The organism is Pseudomonas sp. NBRC 111133 (assembly GCF_001320605.1).
In the GTDB taxonomy this organism is placed as follows: Bacteria; Pseudomonadota; Gammaproteobacteria; order Pseudomonadales; family Pseudomonadaceae; genus Aquipseudomonas; species Aquipseudomonas monteilii.
In genome coordinates this window covers 1-15928 of sequence record NZ_BCBJ01000010.1, presented here as the reverse complement: position 1 = coordinate 15928, position 15928 = coordinate 1, and the positions used below count along the sequence as shown (strand labels likewise).

General features: G+C 63.0%; 13 protein-coding genes and 1 pseudogene. 9 read left to right on the top strand and 5 right to left on the bottom strand.

The genetic code is table 11. The features are described from left to right. The 3 genes and pseudogenes from APH36_RS03005 to APH36_RS02995 form a co-directional block, all read left to right on the top strand. Positions 1–795 (top strand): annotated as a pseudogene (locus APH36_RS03005) (glucose-6-phosphate dehydrogenase); the annotation flags it as partial. Beyond that, the gene (pgl, locus tag APH36_RS03000) at positions 782–1495 is read left to right on the top strand and encodes a 6-phosphogluconolactonase (RefSeq protein ID WP_016713082.1); all 714 of its coding nucleotides are present in this window, start codon (positions 782–784) and stop codon (positions 1493–1495) included. The pseudogene APH36_RS03005 and the gene pgl, both read left to right, overlap by 14 nt. A gap of 17 nt (positions 1496–1512) precedes the next feature. Next, positions 1513–2193, top strand: coding sequence for a bifunctional 4-hydroxy-2-oxoglutarate aldolase/2-dehydro-3-deoxy-phosphogluconate aldolase (locus tag APH36_RS02995; RefSeq protein WP_019098216.1), 681 nt, complete (start codon positions 1513–1515; stop codon positions 2191–2193). Between the two features lie 137 nt (positions 2194–2330). On the opposite strand, the gene leuA is transcribed toward APH36_RS02995, so the two are convergent. The 4 genes from leuA to APH36_RS02975 all read right to left on the bottom strand — a co-directional run bounded on the left by leuA (position 2331) and on the right by APH36_RS02975 (position 7563). Beyond that, positions 2331–4004: a 2-isopropylmalate synthase gene (gene leuA, locus APH36_RS02990; RefSeq protein ID WP_060497425.1), complete on the bottom strand. Its 1674-nt coding sequence runs from the start codon at positions 4002–4004 to the stop codon at positions 2331–2333. Between the two features lie 432 nt (positions 4005–4436). Continuing rightward, entirely contained in the window at positions 4437–5264 is an 828-nt protein-coding gene (locus APH36_RS02985; protein WP_060497424.1) for a M23 family metallopeptidase, read from the bottom strand. 3 nt (positions 5265–5267) lie between these two features. Beyond that, positions 5268–6647: an exodeoxyribonuclease VII large subunit gene (gene xseA / locus APH36_RS02980; RefSeq protein WP_060497423.1), complete on the bottom strand. Its 1380-nt coding sequence runs from the start codon at positions 6645–6647 to the stop codon at positions 5268–5270. Next, a complete protein-coding gene (locus APH36_RS02975) occupies positions 6607–7563 on the bottom strand; it encodes a LysR family transcriptional regulator (protein WP_374754774.1) in 957 nt (318 codons plus the stop codon). The genes xseA and APH36_RS02975 overlap by 41 nt, the downstream gene beginning before the upstream one ends. A 97-nt stretch (positions 7564–7660) precedes the next feature. Between APH36_RS02975 and APH36_RS02970 the strand changes: the two genes are divergently transcribed. From APH36_RS02970 to tadA, 6 genes are all read left to right on the top strand, one after another. Beyond that, a complete protein-coding gene (locus APH36_RS02970; protein WP_060497422.1) occupies positions 7661–8416 on the top strand; it encodes a sulfite exporter TauE/SafE family protein in 756 nt (251 codons plus the stop codon). A 47-nt stretch (positions 8417–8463) separates the two neighbouring features. After that, positions 8464–9021: a hypothetical protein gene (locus APH36_RS02965; RefSeq protein ID WP_028698964.1), complete on the top strand. Its 558-nt coding sequence runs from the start codon at positions 8464–8466 to the stop codon at positions 9019–9021. Between the two features lie 86 nt (positions 9022–9107). Next, positions 9108–10577 (top strand): IMP dehydrogenase, encoded by a 1470-nt coding sequence (gene guaB / locus APH36_RS02960; RefSeq protein ID WP_012270723.1) that lies wholly within the window; start codon positions 9108–9110, stop codon positions 10575–10577. A gap of 78 nt (positions 10578–10655) precedes the next feature. Then, complete coding sequence (gene guaA / locus APH36_RS02955; RefSeq protein ID WP_060497421.1) at positions 10656–12233, top strand: glutamine-hydrolyzing GMP synthase; 1578 nt, start codon at positions 10656–10658, stop codon at positions 12231–12233. A gap of 203 nt (positions 12234–12436) precedes the next feature. Next, on the top strand, positions 12437–13819 hold the full coding sequence (locus APH36_RS02950) for a multicopper oxidase family protein (protein WP_060497420.1): 1383 nt from the start codon (positions 12437–12439) through the stop codon (positions 13817–13819). Further along, complete coding sequence (gene tadA / locus APH36_RS02945) at positions 13819–14298, top strand: tRNA adenosine(34) deaminase TadA (protein WP_060497419.1); 480 nt, start codon at positions 13819–13821, stop codon at positions 14296–14298. The genes APH36_RS02950 and tadA overlap by 1 nt, the downstream gene beginning before the upstream one ends. 11 nt (positions 14299–14309) lie before the next feature. Here tadA and mltF read toward each other — a convergent pair whose 3' ends face one another. Then, positions 14310–15767 carry a membrane-bound lytic murein transglycosylase MltF gene (gene mltF, locus APH36_RS02940; RefSeq protein ID WP_019098095.1) on the bottom strand — a complete coding sequence of 486 codons (1458 nt, stop codon included), beginning with the start codon at positions 15765–15767 and terminating at the stop codon, positions 14310–14312. Positions 15768–15928 lie beyond the last annotated feature (161 nt).

Here is a 15928-nt window from a genome sequence, read left to right as displayed (position 1 = left end):
AAGGCTGGCCAACTGCGTGACATGATCCAGAACCACCTGCTGCAGCTGCTGTGCCTGATCGCCATGGACCCGCCCAGCGAACTGTCGGCCGATGCCATTCGCGACGAGAAGGTAAAAGTGCTCAAGGCCCTGGCACCGATCACCGGCGACGGGCTAAGCACCCGTGTGGTGCGTGGCCAGTACATTGCCGGCTACAGCGAAGGTAAACCGGTGCCCGGCTACCTGGAAGAAGACAACGCCAATGCCCAGAGCGACACCGAAACGTTCGTCGCACTGCGTGCCGACATTCGCAACTGGCGTTGGTCGGGCGTGCCGTTTTACCTGCGTACCGGCAAGCGCATGCCGCAGAAACTGTCGCAGATCGTTATCCACTTCAAGGAAACGCCGCACTACATCTTCGCCCCGGAACAGCGTTTGCAGATCGGTAACAAGCTGATCATCCGCCTGCAACCGGACGAAGGCATTTCTTTAAGGGTAATGACCAAGGAGCAGGGCCTGGACAAGGGCATGCAACTGCGCAGCGGCCCGTTGCAGCTGAATTTTTCCGACACCTGGCGCAGCACGCGGATTCCGGATGCCTACGAGCGCTTGCTGCTCGAAGTGATGCGTGGCAACCAGAACCTGTTCGTGCGCAAGGACGAAATCGAATATGCCTGGAAATGGTGCGACCAGTTGATCGCCGGCTGGCGTAATGCAGGCGATGCGCCCAAGCCTTACGCGGCGGGCTCCTGGGGGCCGATGAGCTCGATTGCACTGATCACACGCGATGGGAGGGCGTGGTATGGGGATATCTGAACTGAAACTGCCAGCGGCTGTGAAGGTACACGCGCTGGCAGATGCCAAGGCGCTGGCCGCCACTCAAGCCCACGACGTGGCCGAGCGCCTGCGTGCGGCGATTGCTGCCAAGGGCCAGGCCTGCCTGGTGCTGTCCGGCGGCCGCAGCCCGGTGCCGTTCCTGGAGAAGCTGGCCAGCGAAAACCTGGACTGGTCCAAGGTCACCGTCAGCCTGGCCGATGAGCGCTGGGTGCCCGTGGAGCACGCCGACAGCAATGCTGGCCTGCTGGCCCGCCACCTGCTCAAGGGTGCAGCGGCCAAGGCCCGCTTTGTTGGCCTGTACCAGCAGGCGGAGAACCTCGAAGCCGCCGCGCTCAAGGCCGACCAGGCCTTGGCCGGGCTGCCACTTATCGATGTGTTGGTGTTGGGCATGGGCGACGATGGCCATACCGCCTCGCTGTTCCCGGCCAGCCCCAACCTGGAAGCAGGCCTGGACCTGTCCAGCCCGCGCCGCTGCCTGCCGTTGCTGGCACCGAGCGTGCCGCACCAGCGCCTGTCGATGACCCGCTCGCTGCTGGCCAGTGCCGCCTTTACTGCGCTGTCCGTGCAAGGCCAGGGCAAACTCGCTACCCTGCGCGCCGCGCTGGCTGGCAACGACCTCACTGAAATGCCGATTCGCGCTTTTCTTCACGACCCCCTGGACATCTACTGGTGCCCATGAGCCAAGGATCCACAGTCATGACCACCCTTGAACGCCCACAGCCCAAGCTCTCGATGGCCGATAAAGCCGCGCGGATCGATGCCATCTGCGAAAAGGCGCGCATCCTGCCGGTGATCACCATCGCCCGTGAGGAAGACATCCTGCCACTGGCTGATGCCCTGGCCGCTGGCGGCATCCGTACCCTGGAAGTGACCCTGCGCTCGCAGCATGGCCTGAAGGCCATCCAGGTGCTGCGTGAACAGCGCCCGGAGCTGTGCGTTGGTGCCGGTACCGTGCTTGATCGCAGCATGTTTGCCGCCGTTGAAGCGGCGGGCGCGCAATTCGTTGTTACCCCGGGCATTACCCAGGACATTCTCGAAGCTGGCGTGGACAGTGAAATCCCGCTGCTGCCGGGCATCAGCACCCCGTCCGAAATCATGATGGGCTACGCCCTGGGCTACCGCCGCTTCAAGCTGTTCCCGGCGGAAATCAGCGGCGGTGTTGCAGCGATCAAGGCCTTTGGCGGGCCGTTCGGTGATATCCGCTTCTGCCCTACGGGCGGCGTGAACCCGGCCAACGTGCGCAACTACATGGCCTTGCCCAATGTGATGTGCGTGGGCGGGACCTGGATGCTCGACAGCGGCTGGATCAAGAACGGCGACTGGGCGCGGATCGAGGCGTGCAGTGCCGAGGCGATGGCGTTGCTGGACGCCAACTGAATTTGTTGTGTGCTTTACGGCTTATGGGGCGCTTGGTCGGCGCCCCTTTTTTTGCCTGTCATTCTTGTAGGGCCAGAACAGGCAACAAAAAAGCCCGCATCAAACGATGCGGGCTTTTTCATTCATCACACCAGGGCTCAGGCCGCCTTCGCTTCCTGCTGGCTCAGCGAGCGGTTCAGCGCGCTGAACAGCGCCTTGAAGCTGGCGGTGGTGATGTTTTCATCGATACCCACACCATGCACCGGACGGCCACCGGCCACGCGCAATTCAATGTAGGCAGCAGCCTTGGCATTGGTGCCTGCGCCAATGGCATGCTCGTTGTAGTCCATGATCTCCACCGAGATCGGCAGGCCGGCTACCAGGGCTTCCAGGGCGCCGTTGCCCTTGCCGCGCCAGTGCAGGGTGGTTTCCCCTTCGCCGGCGACTTCCACTTCCACGGCGCTGTGGCCGTTTTCTTCCTGCAGGCGGTGGCTGACCAGCGCGTACGGCGCGTTGGCCTGGAGGTATTCCTTGTGCAGCAGGCTGTAGATCTGCTGGGCGGTCATTTCCAGGCCCAGGCGGTCGGTTTCACCCTGGACGACCTGGCTGAATTCGATCTGCATGCGGCGTGGCAGGCTGATGCCGTATTCCTGCTCGAGCAGGTAGGTGATGCCGCCTTTGCCCGACTGGCTGTTGACGCGGATGACCGCCTCGTAGCTGCGGCCGATGTCGGCGGGGTCGATCGGCAAGTAAGGCACTTCCCACAGCTCGCCTTCCTGCTGCTTGGCGAAACCTTTGCGGATGGCGTCCTGGTGCGAGCCGGAGAACGCGGTGTGGACCAGATCGCCCACATACGGGTGGCGTGGGTGCACCGGCAACTGGTTGCACTCTTCGACCACTTTGCGCACGCCGTCGATGTCGGAGAAGTCCAGCAACGGGTCGATGCCCTGGGTGTAGAGGTTCAGTGCCAAGGTCACCAGGTCGACGTTACCGGTACGCTCGCCGTTGCCGAACAGGCAGCCTTCGGCGCGGTCGGCACCCGCCATCAGGCCCAGTTCGGTGGCGGCAATGCCGGTGCCGCGGTCGTTGTGGCAGTGCAGGCTGATGATCACGCTGTCGCGACGGCTGACGTTGCGGCAGAACCACTCGATCTGGTCGGCGTAGATGTTCGGGGTGGACACTTCCACGGTGGCCGGCAGGTTGAGGATGATCTTGTGCTCAGGCGTCGGGTTCCACACTTCGATGACTGCGTCACAGACTTCCTTGGCGAACTCCATTTCGGTGGCGCTGAAGGTTTCTGGCGAGTACTGGAAGGTCCACTGGGTTTCCGGCTGCTGGGCAGCGTACTTGACGAACAGCTTGGCCGCGTTCACCGCGATGTCCTTCACGCCTTGCTTGTCCTGGTTGAAGACGATGCGGCGGAACGACGGGCTGGTGGCGTTGTACAGGTGGACGATGGCTTTCTTGGCACCGCGCAGCGACTCGAAGGTTCGGGCGATCAGGTCTTCACGCGCCTGGGTGAGCACCTGGATAGTGGTGTCATCCGGAATATGGCCGTCTTGAATGAGGGTACGCACGAAGTCGAAGTCGGTTTGCGAGGCAGACGGGAACGAGGCTTCGATTTCCTTCACGCCCACCTGCACCAGGGTCTTCCAGAAGCGCAGTTTCTTCTCCGAATCCATCGGCTCGATCAGCGACTGGTTGCCATCACGCAGGTCGGAGCTGCACCAGATCGGCGCGGCAGTGATGGTCTTCGAGGGCCAGGTGCGGTCAGGCAGGTCGATGGTCGGGAAAGCGCGGTACTTCTTCGAAGGGTCTTTGAGCATGGTCATGGAAGCAATCCTTTTGTGTGCGGCCGAGATCGGGCCTGCCGAGCGATAACGAGATGAAGAGGCGAGGCGACGCGATTCAACCTGGTAGTCGGGCGCTGACCAGGCAGAGGCTGCGATGTTGTCGGAGCAGGATGAGGGTGCTGAAGGTTTTCATGCCCTCAAACTTAACCAGTGGGGTGGGGGATGGCAAGCGTTCGAGGAAAATTGAGAGGAATGCTTAAAAAAAGTTCTTGTGCGAGATTTTATCGCTGGAATTTTCTGAATGATTATTGAATGTTGCGCGGTATTTTTCGATTGCGCAACACGGCGGAATTGATGTCGGCAGTGCTGGCCTCTTCGCGGGCTTGCCCGCTCCGCAGGTACAGCGCGGCCTTCGAGAGCGGCGCAATACCGGTGGGAGCGGGCATGCCCGCGAAGCAGGCGCCGCCGATACTAGGGCTGGAACGCCCCAATGAATATCGCCGGATCCACCCGCGCGTCATTCAGGCTGACGTTCCAGTGCATATGCGGCCCGGTCGCCCGCCCGGTGGAGCCCACACGCCCGACCACCTCGCCACGACGCAGCTGCTGCCCCTCCTGCACATCGATCTTCGACATGTGGCAGAACATGCTGATGAAGCCCTGCCCATGGTCGACGAACACTGTGCGGCCATTGAAGAAGTAGTCCCCCACCAGAATCACCTTGCCATTGGCCGGGGTCTTGATTGGCGTGCCCGCCGGCACCGCGAAGTCCAGCCCGGCATGCGGGTTGCGTTCTTCGCCATTGAAGAAGCGGCGCACGCCAAACTTGCTCGACAGCGGGCCGTTGACCGGCTTGTCGAGGATCAGGTTGCTCGGCAGGCTCGGGCTGAAACTGCGGTAGGCCTTGATCTGCTCGGCCAGTTCGCGGTCGATGCGCTTGAGGTCGGCCGGGTTCGGGTTGACCTGGCGGGTGTTCTTCAGGGTGATGCGCTGCTCGGGGTATTTCTTGCTCCCCACGCTGAAAGGCAGCGTGCGACCGCCCTGGTTCAACGTGGCAGTGCCGGGCTTCTGGGTCAGCGGGATGCCGACGATGGCCAGCCAGGTATCCTGCTCCTTCACCACCAGCACCGGCTTGCCGTCGAAGCGGGCACTGGGCGCGCTGGCGGCGGGGCCCAGGTCGACCACCGCCACGCCGCCGGGCACCGGCTTATTCAATGTGCGGGTGATGTAGCTGGCCTGAGCGCCGCCGGCCAGCAGCAACAGGGAAAGGGCAAGCAGGGGCGCAAGCAGGCGGGGCATGTGTCAGTCCAGTAGTGAGAGGGTGACCGGGGTCAGGTGGTTGTCTTCGACCCGCACCAGCAGCTCGCCTTCGTTCAGGCGAGCGGTCAGGCGCTGGCCGTTGCGGGTCTGTTCGGCGCTGCGGATGGCCTGGCCTTGTTCATCCAGCAAAATGCTATAGCCGCGGGCGAGGGTGGCCAGCGGGCTGACCACCTGCAAGGTTTGCAACTGAGCCTGGAAGCGCTGGCGGCGATCTTTGAGCACGTCGCGCATGGCCCGTGGCAGGCGCTCGGCCAGGCTGTCCAGGCGCTGACTCAGCAGTTTCAGGGTACGCCCCGGATGCTGTGCGGCCAAGCGCGTCTCCAGGCGTGCCAGGCGTTCGCGGCGCTGGTTGAGGCTGAGCATGAAGGCGCGGCGCAGACGCATGTCCAGGTCGTCCAGGCGCTGGGCCTGCTGGCGCAAACGCTCGCCCGGGTGGCGCAGGCGCCGGGCCAGGGAATCCAGGCGCAGGCGGTCGTGGGTCAGGCGGTTCTGCATGCGCAGCAGCAGGCGCCGTTGCAGGCCATCCAGGCGTTGCTGCAGGCCACTGTTGTCGGGGGCCAGCAGTTCGGCGGCAGCAGACGGTGTGGGCGCGCGCACGTCAGCGACAAAGTCGCTGATCGACACATCGGTTTCATGGCCCACGGCGCTGACAATCGGCGTGACGCTGGCGGCAACCGCCCGCGCCACGGCTTCTTCGTTGAAACACCACAGGTCTTCCAGCGAGCCGCCTCCGCGGGCCAGGATCAGCGCATCGAAACCGAGGCTGTCGGCGAGGCGGATGGCACGCACGATCTGCGCGATGGCCTCGCGCCCCTGTACCGCTGTCGGGATCAGGTTCAGCTCTACCTGGGGGGCACGGCGGCCGAACACACTGATGATGTCGCGGATCACTGCACCGGTGGGTGACGTGATGATGCCGATGCGCTGTGGGTGGGCCGGTAGCGGCTTCTTGCGTTCGGCGCTGAACAGCCCCTCGGCACCGAGCTTTTCCTTGAGGGCTTCGAATGCCAGGCGAAGTGCGCCATCGCCGGCCGGCTCGACGGTGTCGAGAATCAGCTGGTAGTCGCCACGCCCCTCGAACAGTGAAACCTTGCCGCGCACACGAACGGCAAGGCCGTCTCGCAGGGCTTGGCGTACGCGGGTGGCATTCTGCCGGAACAATGCACAGCGCACCTGAGCGCCGCTGTCCTTGAGGGTGAAGTACATGTGGCCGGACGCGGGGCGGGCGAGGTTGGAAATTTCGCCTTCCACCCACACGCTGCGGAACACGTCTTCCAGCAGCACGCGGGCGCGGCCGTTGAGTTGGCTGACGGTAAGGACCTCACGGTCCAGGCCGAGTCGTTCGAAGGGGTCTTTGATCATGGCGGGCATCATAAAGGACATCGGCCCCGGTTGTCTGTCCCGGCCCTATCGCCTTCACGAACTGGCGCACCATCTGCCCTACGTCACGTCGGCAAGCCAGCGCTACGGTGCTCTCGCAGCCCCCTTCCAGCGCCACGAAACTGACCGAAGCCGGCGCAATTTCACGCATGCACGCTGGCAGTAACGCCACCCCGAAACCCGCCTGAATCAGCTGCAATTGCGTAGTCTTGCGCGACAGCACCTGCGCCGCGCGCGGAAAGAAGCCGGCCGCCATGCACAACGAAGCCGACAGGTAACTCAGCCCGCCACGGTCCCGGTGCGGGATGGAAATAAAGCGTTCTTCCCTCAATTGCTCCAGTTGAACGTGCGGCGCGTTGGCCAATGGGTGCCCAGCAGCGACCGCCAGCAACAGCGGTTCGCTGAACAGTTCATGCAGCACCACGCCTTCGTGCTGGCGCAGCACCGGCAAGCGCAGCAGGCCGATATCCAGCCGCCCGGCCGCAATATCCTCCAACTGGGCCTCCGACGACTGCTGCGCGATCTCCAGCGAAACCCCCGGGTTTTCCCGCAGATAGTCCCCCAGGCGAGCCAGCAACGGGCCGATCAGCGGCACGGTGCTGGAATGGTTCAGGCGCAGGCTGCCCTGCAACCCCTCGCCAATGTCGCGCGTAACGCGCTCTGCTTGCGCCAGGTCGGCCAGCAAGCGGCGAGCCCGTTCGAGAAAGGCCTGCCCGGCTAGCGTCAGGCGTGGCAGGCGTGCTGTGCGTTCGAACAGTGGCGTGCCCAGTTGCTGCTCCAGCTCCTTGATCTGCCGGCTTAGCGCCGATTGTGCGATGTATAGCCGTTCGGCGGCGCCGCTGAAGCTGCCACACTCGGCAATTTCCACGAAGTAACGCAACTGGCGGATCGATGTCATGTCATGCCTTTTCAAGATAGCTATGGCGATAAAGGCATATTAGTCGGCATGGCTCATGGCTGGCTAACCTTGGCCTGTCTTTTCAGGAACTGCCGCCATGCTTTCCCAACTGTCGTTTTCCGGCCTTGACTGGCTGCCCATCCTGTTCGGTGTCGGTGCCGCCTACATCGTTTTTGGCATCGCCGGTTTCGGCACGGCGCTGGTGGCCGGCCCTGTGCTGATCCACTTCATGCCGTTGTCACGCATCATTCCGCTGTTGGTGCTGCTGGACTTCGTTGCCGCGTTTGGCAACCTGCTGCCATCGCGCCGGGACGTGGTGCGCAGCGAGTTGCTGCGGCTGCTGCCGTTCATGGCGCTGGGCTGCGCGCTGGGCGTGGTATTTCTTCTGCAACTGAAATCCGACCTTTTGCTGCTGCTGATGGGCTTGTTCGTCACGGCCTACGCGCTTTACGGGTTGGCGGTGAAGGTGCGGCCGGCCCGGTTGTCTGGCGTGTGGGCGGTGCCGATGGGTACGGCAGGTGGTTTGTTCGGTGCGCTATTTGGCAGCGGCGGTTTCTTGTACGCCCTTTACCTGAGCGCACGGCTGGAGGTAAAGGAGCAGGTTCGTGCCACCCAGAGCGCGCTGATCAGTTGCAGCACGGTGGTGCGCCTGACGCTGTTCCTGGTCGCCGGTGTCTATGCCGACCAAAGCTTGCTGCTGCTTGCCGTCTGCTTGCTGCCGGTCATGTTCGTCGGCCTTTGGCTGGGGCGCAGGCTGACCCACCGGCTGTCCCGTGAGGCGTTTGTACGCTTGGTCACCTGGCTGGTGCTGGCCAGCGGGTTGGCGTTGATCGGTCGCTACCTGAGCGCCTGAGCGGTAGAATTGCGTCATTACCGCAGTTTTTCAGGCTTTTCCCGTTCATGAACACCCAGAGCATCATCGTTCCCAAGCTGTCCACCGTCCCGGTGCATGAAGCCCGCGCCCGCGCCATCCTGCGCTGGCTGGTGCGCGAAAAGGTCGTCGAGGAGCAACTGACCACCTGTGGCCGCACCGGCAACCGCATGGGGCATGCCTTGGCTGCAGGCGCGCGCAAAGTGGCCCTGCACCCGGAAAAACTGCCCTTCGGCCAGCAGGTCAACGGCCTGGAAGTGATGCTCAAGCGCTGCATCTATACCCCGACCGATGGCTTTCTTGAAGAAGCCGGTTGCCCGGAATGCCGGCGCGAAGTGGGCGAGCCGCTGTTCGAAAGCCTGGAAGAGTGGATGCCGGGGGTAAGTGACAACTTCACCTGCCCGTTGTGCGGCTTCGAAGATGACATCAATGGCTTCATTTACCTGCAGCCATGTGCCTTTTCCAACCTGGGGTTCATCTTCAACAACTGGGGCGAGGCCGGGTTCACCCAGGCCTTTCTCGACAGCTTCGCCGACTGGCTCGACCAGCCGGTGGCCGTGGTGCAGGTAAAACTGCCACAAGGCTGACCGAAGGCCCTTATTTTGCATTGAGCGGCGCGCCGTGCATGAGTATAATGGCGCGCTTCCATTTTTCCCGCCCGGGAGCCCCCGCGATGCTGCGTATCAGCCAAGAAGCCCTGACCTTCGACGATATCCTCCTTGTACCTGGTTATTCCGAGGTACTGCCCAATGAAGTCAGTCTCAAGACCCGTTTGACCCGTGGCATCGAGCTGAACATTCCGCTGGTTTCCGCCGCCATGGATACCGTGACCGAAGCGCGCCTGGCCATTGCCATGGCCCAGGAAGGCGGTATCGGCATCATCCACAAGAACATGACCATCGAACAGCAGGCCGGCGAAGTGCGCAAGGTCAAGAAGTTCGAGGCTGGCGTGGTCAAGGACCCGATCACCATCGAGGCCGACGCCACCGTGCGCGACCTGTTCGACCTGACCCGCCTGAACAACATCTCCGGCGTACCGGTGCTGGCGAACGGCGACCTGGTCGGCATCGTCACTTCCCGTGACGTGCGCTTCGAAACCCGCCTGGACGCCAAGGTCCGCGACGTGATGACGCCAAAAGAGCGTCTGGTCACCGTCCGCGAAGGCGCCGACAAGAACGAAGTGCGCGAGCTGCTGCACAAGCACCGCCTGGAAAAGGTCCTGATCGTTGACGACAAGTTCAACCTCAAGGGCATGATGACCGTCAAGGACATCGAAAAAGCCAAGGCCTACCCGCTGGCCAGCAAGGACGACCAAGGTCGCCTGCGCGTTGGCGCTGCGGTCGGCACCGGCAAGGACACCGGCGAGCGCGTTGCTGCCCTGGTAGCCGCTGGCGTTGACGTGGTGGTTGTCGACACCGCCCACGGCCACTCCAAAGGTGTGATCGACCGCGTTCGCTGGGTAAAAGAAACCTACCCGCAAGTGCAGGTTATCGGCGGCAACATCGCCACCGGCGCCGCTGCCAAGGCCCTGGCCGAAGCGGGCGCTGATGCCGTCAAGGTCGGTATCGGCCCAGGTTCCATCTGCACCACCCGTATCGTTGCCGGTGTCGGCGTGCCGCAAATCAGCGCCATTGCCAACGTTGCCGCCGCACTGGAAGGCACTGGCGTGCCACTGATCGCCGACGGCGGTATCCGCTTCTCCGGTGACCTGTCCAAGGCCATCGTTGCCGGTGCTTCCTGCGTGATGATGGGTTCGATGTTCGCCGGTACCGAAGAGGCTCCGGGTGAAGTCGAGCTGTTCCAGGGCCGTTCCTACAAGGCCTACCGTGGCATGGGCTCGCTGGGTGCCATGGCACAGGCGCAAGGCTCGTCCGACCGTTACTTCCAGGACTCCTCGGCCGGCGCCGAGAAGCTGGTACCGGAAGGCATCGAAGGCCGCGTACCTTATAAAGGCGCCCTGGCCGCGATCATCCACCAGCTGATGGGCGGCCTGCGTTCGTCCATGGGCTACACCGGCAGCGCAACCATCGAAGAGATGCGCACCAAGCCGGAGTTCGTGCGCATCACCGGTGCCGGCATGGCCGAGTCCCACGTGCATGACGTGCAGATCACCAAAGAAGCCCCTAACTACCGCGTAGGCTGAGGCTTCCAGCAATATAAGCATGCGGGGCTGTCACGACAGCCCCGCGTCGTTTCCGATTTCCACTGACGAGATTGAGTCATGGCCCTCGACATTCACGCTCACCGCATCCTGATCCTCGATTTCGGTTCCCAGTACACCCAGCTGATCGCCCGCCGCGTGCGCGAAATCGGCGTGTACTGCGAACTGCACCCGTTCGACATGGACGATGAAGCGATCCGCGAATTCAATCCGCGCGGCATCATCCTCGCCGGCGGCCCCGAGTCGGTCCACGAAGCCAACAGCCCACGCGCTCCGCAGGCCGTGTTCGACCTGAACGTACCGGTGCTGGGCATCTGCTACGGCATGCAGACCATGGCCGAGCAGATGGGCGGCAAGGTAGAAGGTTCCGACCTGCGTGAATTCGGTTATGCCCGCGTAGACGTAGTCGGCAAGAGCCGCCTGCTCGACGGCATCGAAGACCACGTTGACGACGACGGCGTACTGGGCCTGGACGTGTGGATGAGCCACGGCGACAAGGTTACCCAGATGCCGGGCAACTTCCACGTACTGGCCAGCACCCCAAGCTGCCCGATCGCCGGCATGTTCGACGATGCCCGTGGCTACTACGGCGTGCAGTTCCACCCGGAAGTGACCCACACCAAACAAGGCGGTCGCATCCTGTCCCGCTTCGTGCAGGACATCTGCGGCTGTGAAGCCCTGTGGACCCCGTCCAACATCGTCGAAGACGCCATCGCCCAGGTGCGTGAGCAAGTCGGTTCGGCCAACGTCCTGCTGGGCCTGTCCGGCGGTGTCGACAGCTCGGTGGTTGCCGCGCTGCTGCACCGCGCCATCGGTGACCAGCTGACCTGCGTATTCGTCGACAACGGCCTGCTGCGCCTGCACGAAGGCGATCAGGTGATGGCCATGTTCAAAGAGAACATGGGCGTCAAAGTGATCCGCGCCGATGCTGAAAAGCAGTTCCTCGACAACCTGGAAGGCGAAGCCGACCCGGAGAAGAAGCGCAAGATCATCGGCCGCACCTTCATCGACATCTTCGATGCCGAAGCCAGCAAGCTGGAAAACATCCAGTTCCTCGCTCAGGGCACCATCTACCCGGACGTGATCGAGTCGGCTGGCGCCAAGAGCGGCAAGGCCCACGTGATCAAGTCGCACCACAACGTGGGCGGCCTGCCGGAAGAGATGAACCTCAAGCTGGTCGAGCCGCTGCGTGAACTGTTCAAGGACGAAGTGCGCAAGATCGGCCTGGAACTGGGCCTGCCGTACGACATGGTCTACCGCCACCCGTTCCCGGGCCCGGGCCTGGGCGTGCGCATTCTGGGTGAAGTGAAGAAGGAATACGCCGACATCCTGCGTCGCGCCGACCACATCTTCATCGAAGAGCTGCGCAAGGCCGACTGGTACCACAAGACCAGCCAGGCGTTCGTGGTGTTCCAGCCGGTCAAGTCGGTTGGCGTCGTTGGCGACGGCCGTCGCTACGCCTGGGTCGTGGCCCTGCGTGCCGTCGAGACCGTGGACTTCATGACCGCGCGCTGGGCGCACCTGCCGTACGAACTGCTGGAAACCGTCAGCGGCCGTATCATCAACGAAATCGACGGTATCTCGCGCGTGACCTACGACGTGTCGAGCAAGCCGCCGGCCACTATCGAGTGGGAATAAGTTGAGCCACAAGGGCGCCGCGAGGCGCCCTTGTTGTATCTGCCCTCTGTATCGGCCTCTTCGCGGGCTTGCCCGCGAAGAGGCCAGCACAGGCAAAAACGAGACTTCACTTAATCTTTCCCATTTGCAGGTGTATCGTATTCGCCCTTCACCGTCAGCCATGCTGGCAGCTTGATTGCGCAAAACACGAGGTACCCGCACCGATGTCCTTCACCCGTCGACAAATGCTCAAGGGCCTGACTGGCCTGGTTGTGGTTGGCCTGGGCGCCGGTGGCGCGGCGCGTTACTGGCTGGGCAAGGTCGAAGACGAAAACGCCGGCCACGATTATGAGTTGATTGCAGCGCCGCTGGACGTCGAGCTGGTGCCGGGCTTCAAGACCGAGGCCTGGGCGTTCGGCCCGTCGGCGCCGGGTACCGAGCTTCGCGTGCGCCAGGGTACCTGGCTGCGGGTACGCTTCATCAACCACCTGCCGGTGGAAACCACCATTCACTGGCACGGCATTCGCCTGCCGCTGGAAATGGACGGTGTGCCCTACGTCTCGCAACTGCCGGTCAAGCCGGGCGAGTATTTTGACTACAAGTTCCGCGTACCGGATGCCGGCAGCTACTGGTATCACCCGCATGTCAGCAGCTCCGAAGAGCTGGGGCGCGGTCTGGTCGGCCCGCTAATCGTCGAGGAGCGCGAGCCGACCGGTTTCCAGCATGAGCGCACCCTTAGCCTGAAGAACTGGCACGTGGACGAGCAGGGCGCCTGGCTACCTTTCAGCATCCCGCGCGAGGCCGCGCGTAACGGCACCGCCGGGCGCTTGATCACCATCAATGGCCAAGCAGGCTCGGTCACCGAGCTGCCGGCCGGCCACGTGGTGCGGGTGCGTCTGCTGAACCTGGACAACACCTGGACTTACCGCCTCAACCTCAAGGGCAACTGTGAGGCCAAAATCTATGCCCTCGACGGCAACCCGGTGACCCCGCGCCCATTGGAAGACGAGTACTGGCTCGGCCCGGGCATGCGTATCTGCCTGGCCATCCGTATTCCCGAGGCGGGTGAGGAGATTTCCCTGCGAGACGGTTTCGTGCGCCTGGGCACCCTGCGTTCGGTGGCCAGCAACGACGTGCCGGGTGATTGGCCGCCAGCGCTGCCGCCCAACCCGATCGCCGAGCCGGACCTGGAGAATGCCGAAAAGCTCAACTTCAATTTCGAATGGGCGGCCAACGTCACTGTCACCCCTGACCCGGACAAGCCCTCGAGCATGTGGCAGATCAATGGCCAGGCCTGGGACATCACCGACAAGACCTGCGCCGACCGCCCCATCGCCACGTTGAAGAAGGGCAAGAGCTACATCTTCGAGCTGAAGAACATGACCCAGTACCAGCACCCGATCCACCTGCACGGCATGAGCTTCAAGGTGATTGGCTCCAATCGCCACGACATCAAGGAGCCGTGGTTCACCGATACCTACCTGCTGGGCAAGAACGAGCGCGCCCAGGTGGCCTTGGTGGCGGATAACCCGGGCACCTGGATGTTCCACTGCCACGTCATCGACCACATGGAAACCGGCCTGATGGCCGCGATCGCGGTGGTTTGATGCGCCCGCAGATCATCGATCGCAGCCGCGATCAGGAATTCATGCGCCTGGCACTGACATTGGCTGCGCAAGGCGCAACCATGGGGGAAGTGCCGGTGGGGGCAGTGCTGGTGCAGCATGGCCAGGTGATCGGCCAGGGCTTCAACCGGCCGATCATCGACAGCGACCCCAGTGCGCATGCCGAGATGGTGGCCATCCGCGCAGCGGCGAAGTCTGCCAGTAATTACCGGCTGCCCGGCAGCACCCTTTACGTGACCCTGGAGCCGTGCAGCATGTGTGCGGGGCTGATCGTGCATTCGCGGGTGATGCGCGTGGTGTTTGGCGCACTGGAGCCCAAGGCGGGGATCGTGCAGAGCCAAGGGCAGTTTTTCGGGCAGGGCTTCCTGAACCATCGGGTGATGGTGGAAGGTGGGGTGCTGGCTGAAGAGTGCGGGCAGATCCTCAGTGATTTCTTCAAGGCTCGCCGGGCCAAGGCTTAACCTGTACCGGCCTACATCGGCGGCGACTGATCTGCCGGCTTGTCCTTGTTCACCCCGGGCACATGCAGGTTGCCCTCGGCCACCTGGCCTTCGAGCTGCGGCTGGGTCACCCAGGTGAGGATGTCGTAGTAGCGGCGGATGTTGGCCACGAAGTGCACCGGCTCGCCGCCACGCGCATAGCCGTATTTGGTTTGGCGATACCACTGCTTCTGCGACAGGCGCGGCAGCATTTTCTTCACGTCCAGCCATTTGTTCGGGTTGAGCTTCTCGCGCTTGGCCAGGGTACGGGCGTCTTCCAGGTGGCCGCTGCCGACGTTATAGGCAGCCAGTGCGAACCAGGTGCGGTCCGGCTCCTGAATGCTGTCGTCCAGCTCTTCCTTGATCTTCATGAAGTATTTGGCGCCGCCCTGGATGCTCTGTTTCGGGTCCAGGCGGTTGGATACGCCCATGGCCTGGGCAGTGCGCTGGGTCAGCATCATCAAGCCGCGCACGCCGGTCTTGGAGGTAACCTCCGGCTGCCACATCGATTCCTGATAGCCGATAGCGGCCAGCAGGCGCCAGTCCACCTGCTCGACCTTGGCGTAGCTCTTGAAGTGCTTCTCGTACTTGGGCAAGCGTTGCTGCAGGTGCTGGGCGAAGGTGTAGGCGCCCACATAGCCCAACACGTCGACATGGCCGTAATAACGGTCTTTCAGGCGCTGCAGGGTGCCGTTCTTCTGCGCCTTGTCGAGAAATTCGTTGATCTCGTTGAGCAGGCTGTTGTCTTCGCCCGCAGCCACTGCCCAGCGCTGGTCACGGGTATCGCCCAGGTCGAAGGCAACCCGCACGTTAGGGAAGTACACCTGGTTCATCGCCAGCTCGTTGGAGTCGACCAGGGTCAGGTCGATCTGCCCTTCGTCGACCATGCGCAACAGGTCGACCACCTCGACGGCGTCGGACTCTTCGTATTGCAGGCCCGGGTACTGCTTCTTCAGCTCGGCCAGCTGGTCGGCATGGCTGCTGCCCTTCAGTACCATGATCTTCTTGCCGACCAGGCCCTTGGCGTCTGTGGGGCGCGGGCGGCCGTTGCGGTAGATGACCTGCGGGGTCACTTCCAGGTACGGGTGAGAGTATCTGACCTGGGCCTTGCGCCGCTCGCTGCTGACCAGACCGGCAGCGGCCAGCACCGGGCCGGAGGGCTTGCCGAGGGCGTCGTACAGCTCGTCGAGGTTGTCGGCGGTCTCGATCTGCAGCTTCACGCCGAGATCTTCGGCGAAATGCTGGACCAGCTCGTATTCGAAGCCGGTTTCGCCGTTGCGGTCCTGGAAGTAGGTGGCCGGGCTGTTGCGGGTGATGACGCGCAGCACGCCATCCTCCTTCACGCGCTCGAGGGTGCTGGGTTTTTCAACGCAGGCACCGAGCAGCAGAAAGAGTCCGGTTGCGAGAAGCCATTTGGCGCAACGCTGGCGCAAAGCAGTGTGGGCGAACATAGGTTGCAGTATACGCAAAGGACCGGCCCAACCATATCTCGACAACTGTTAGCTTGTCTGGTAGCGGTTTATGTGATGTGGGGGCGTGGCGGTGGATTGTGTTTGGGCCACCAAGTGCCTGCCGTGAGATGTGTGGCGCCAGGGAGATCGAGCGCCGCCCG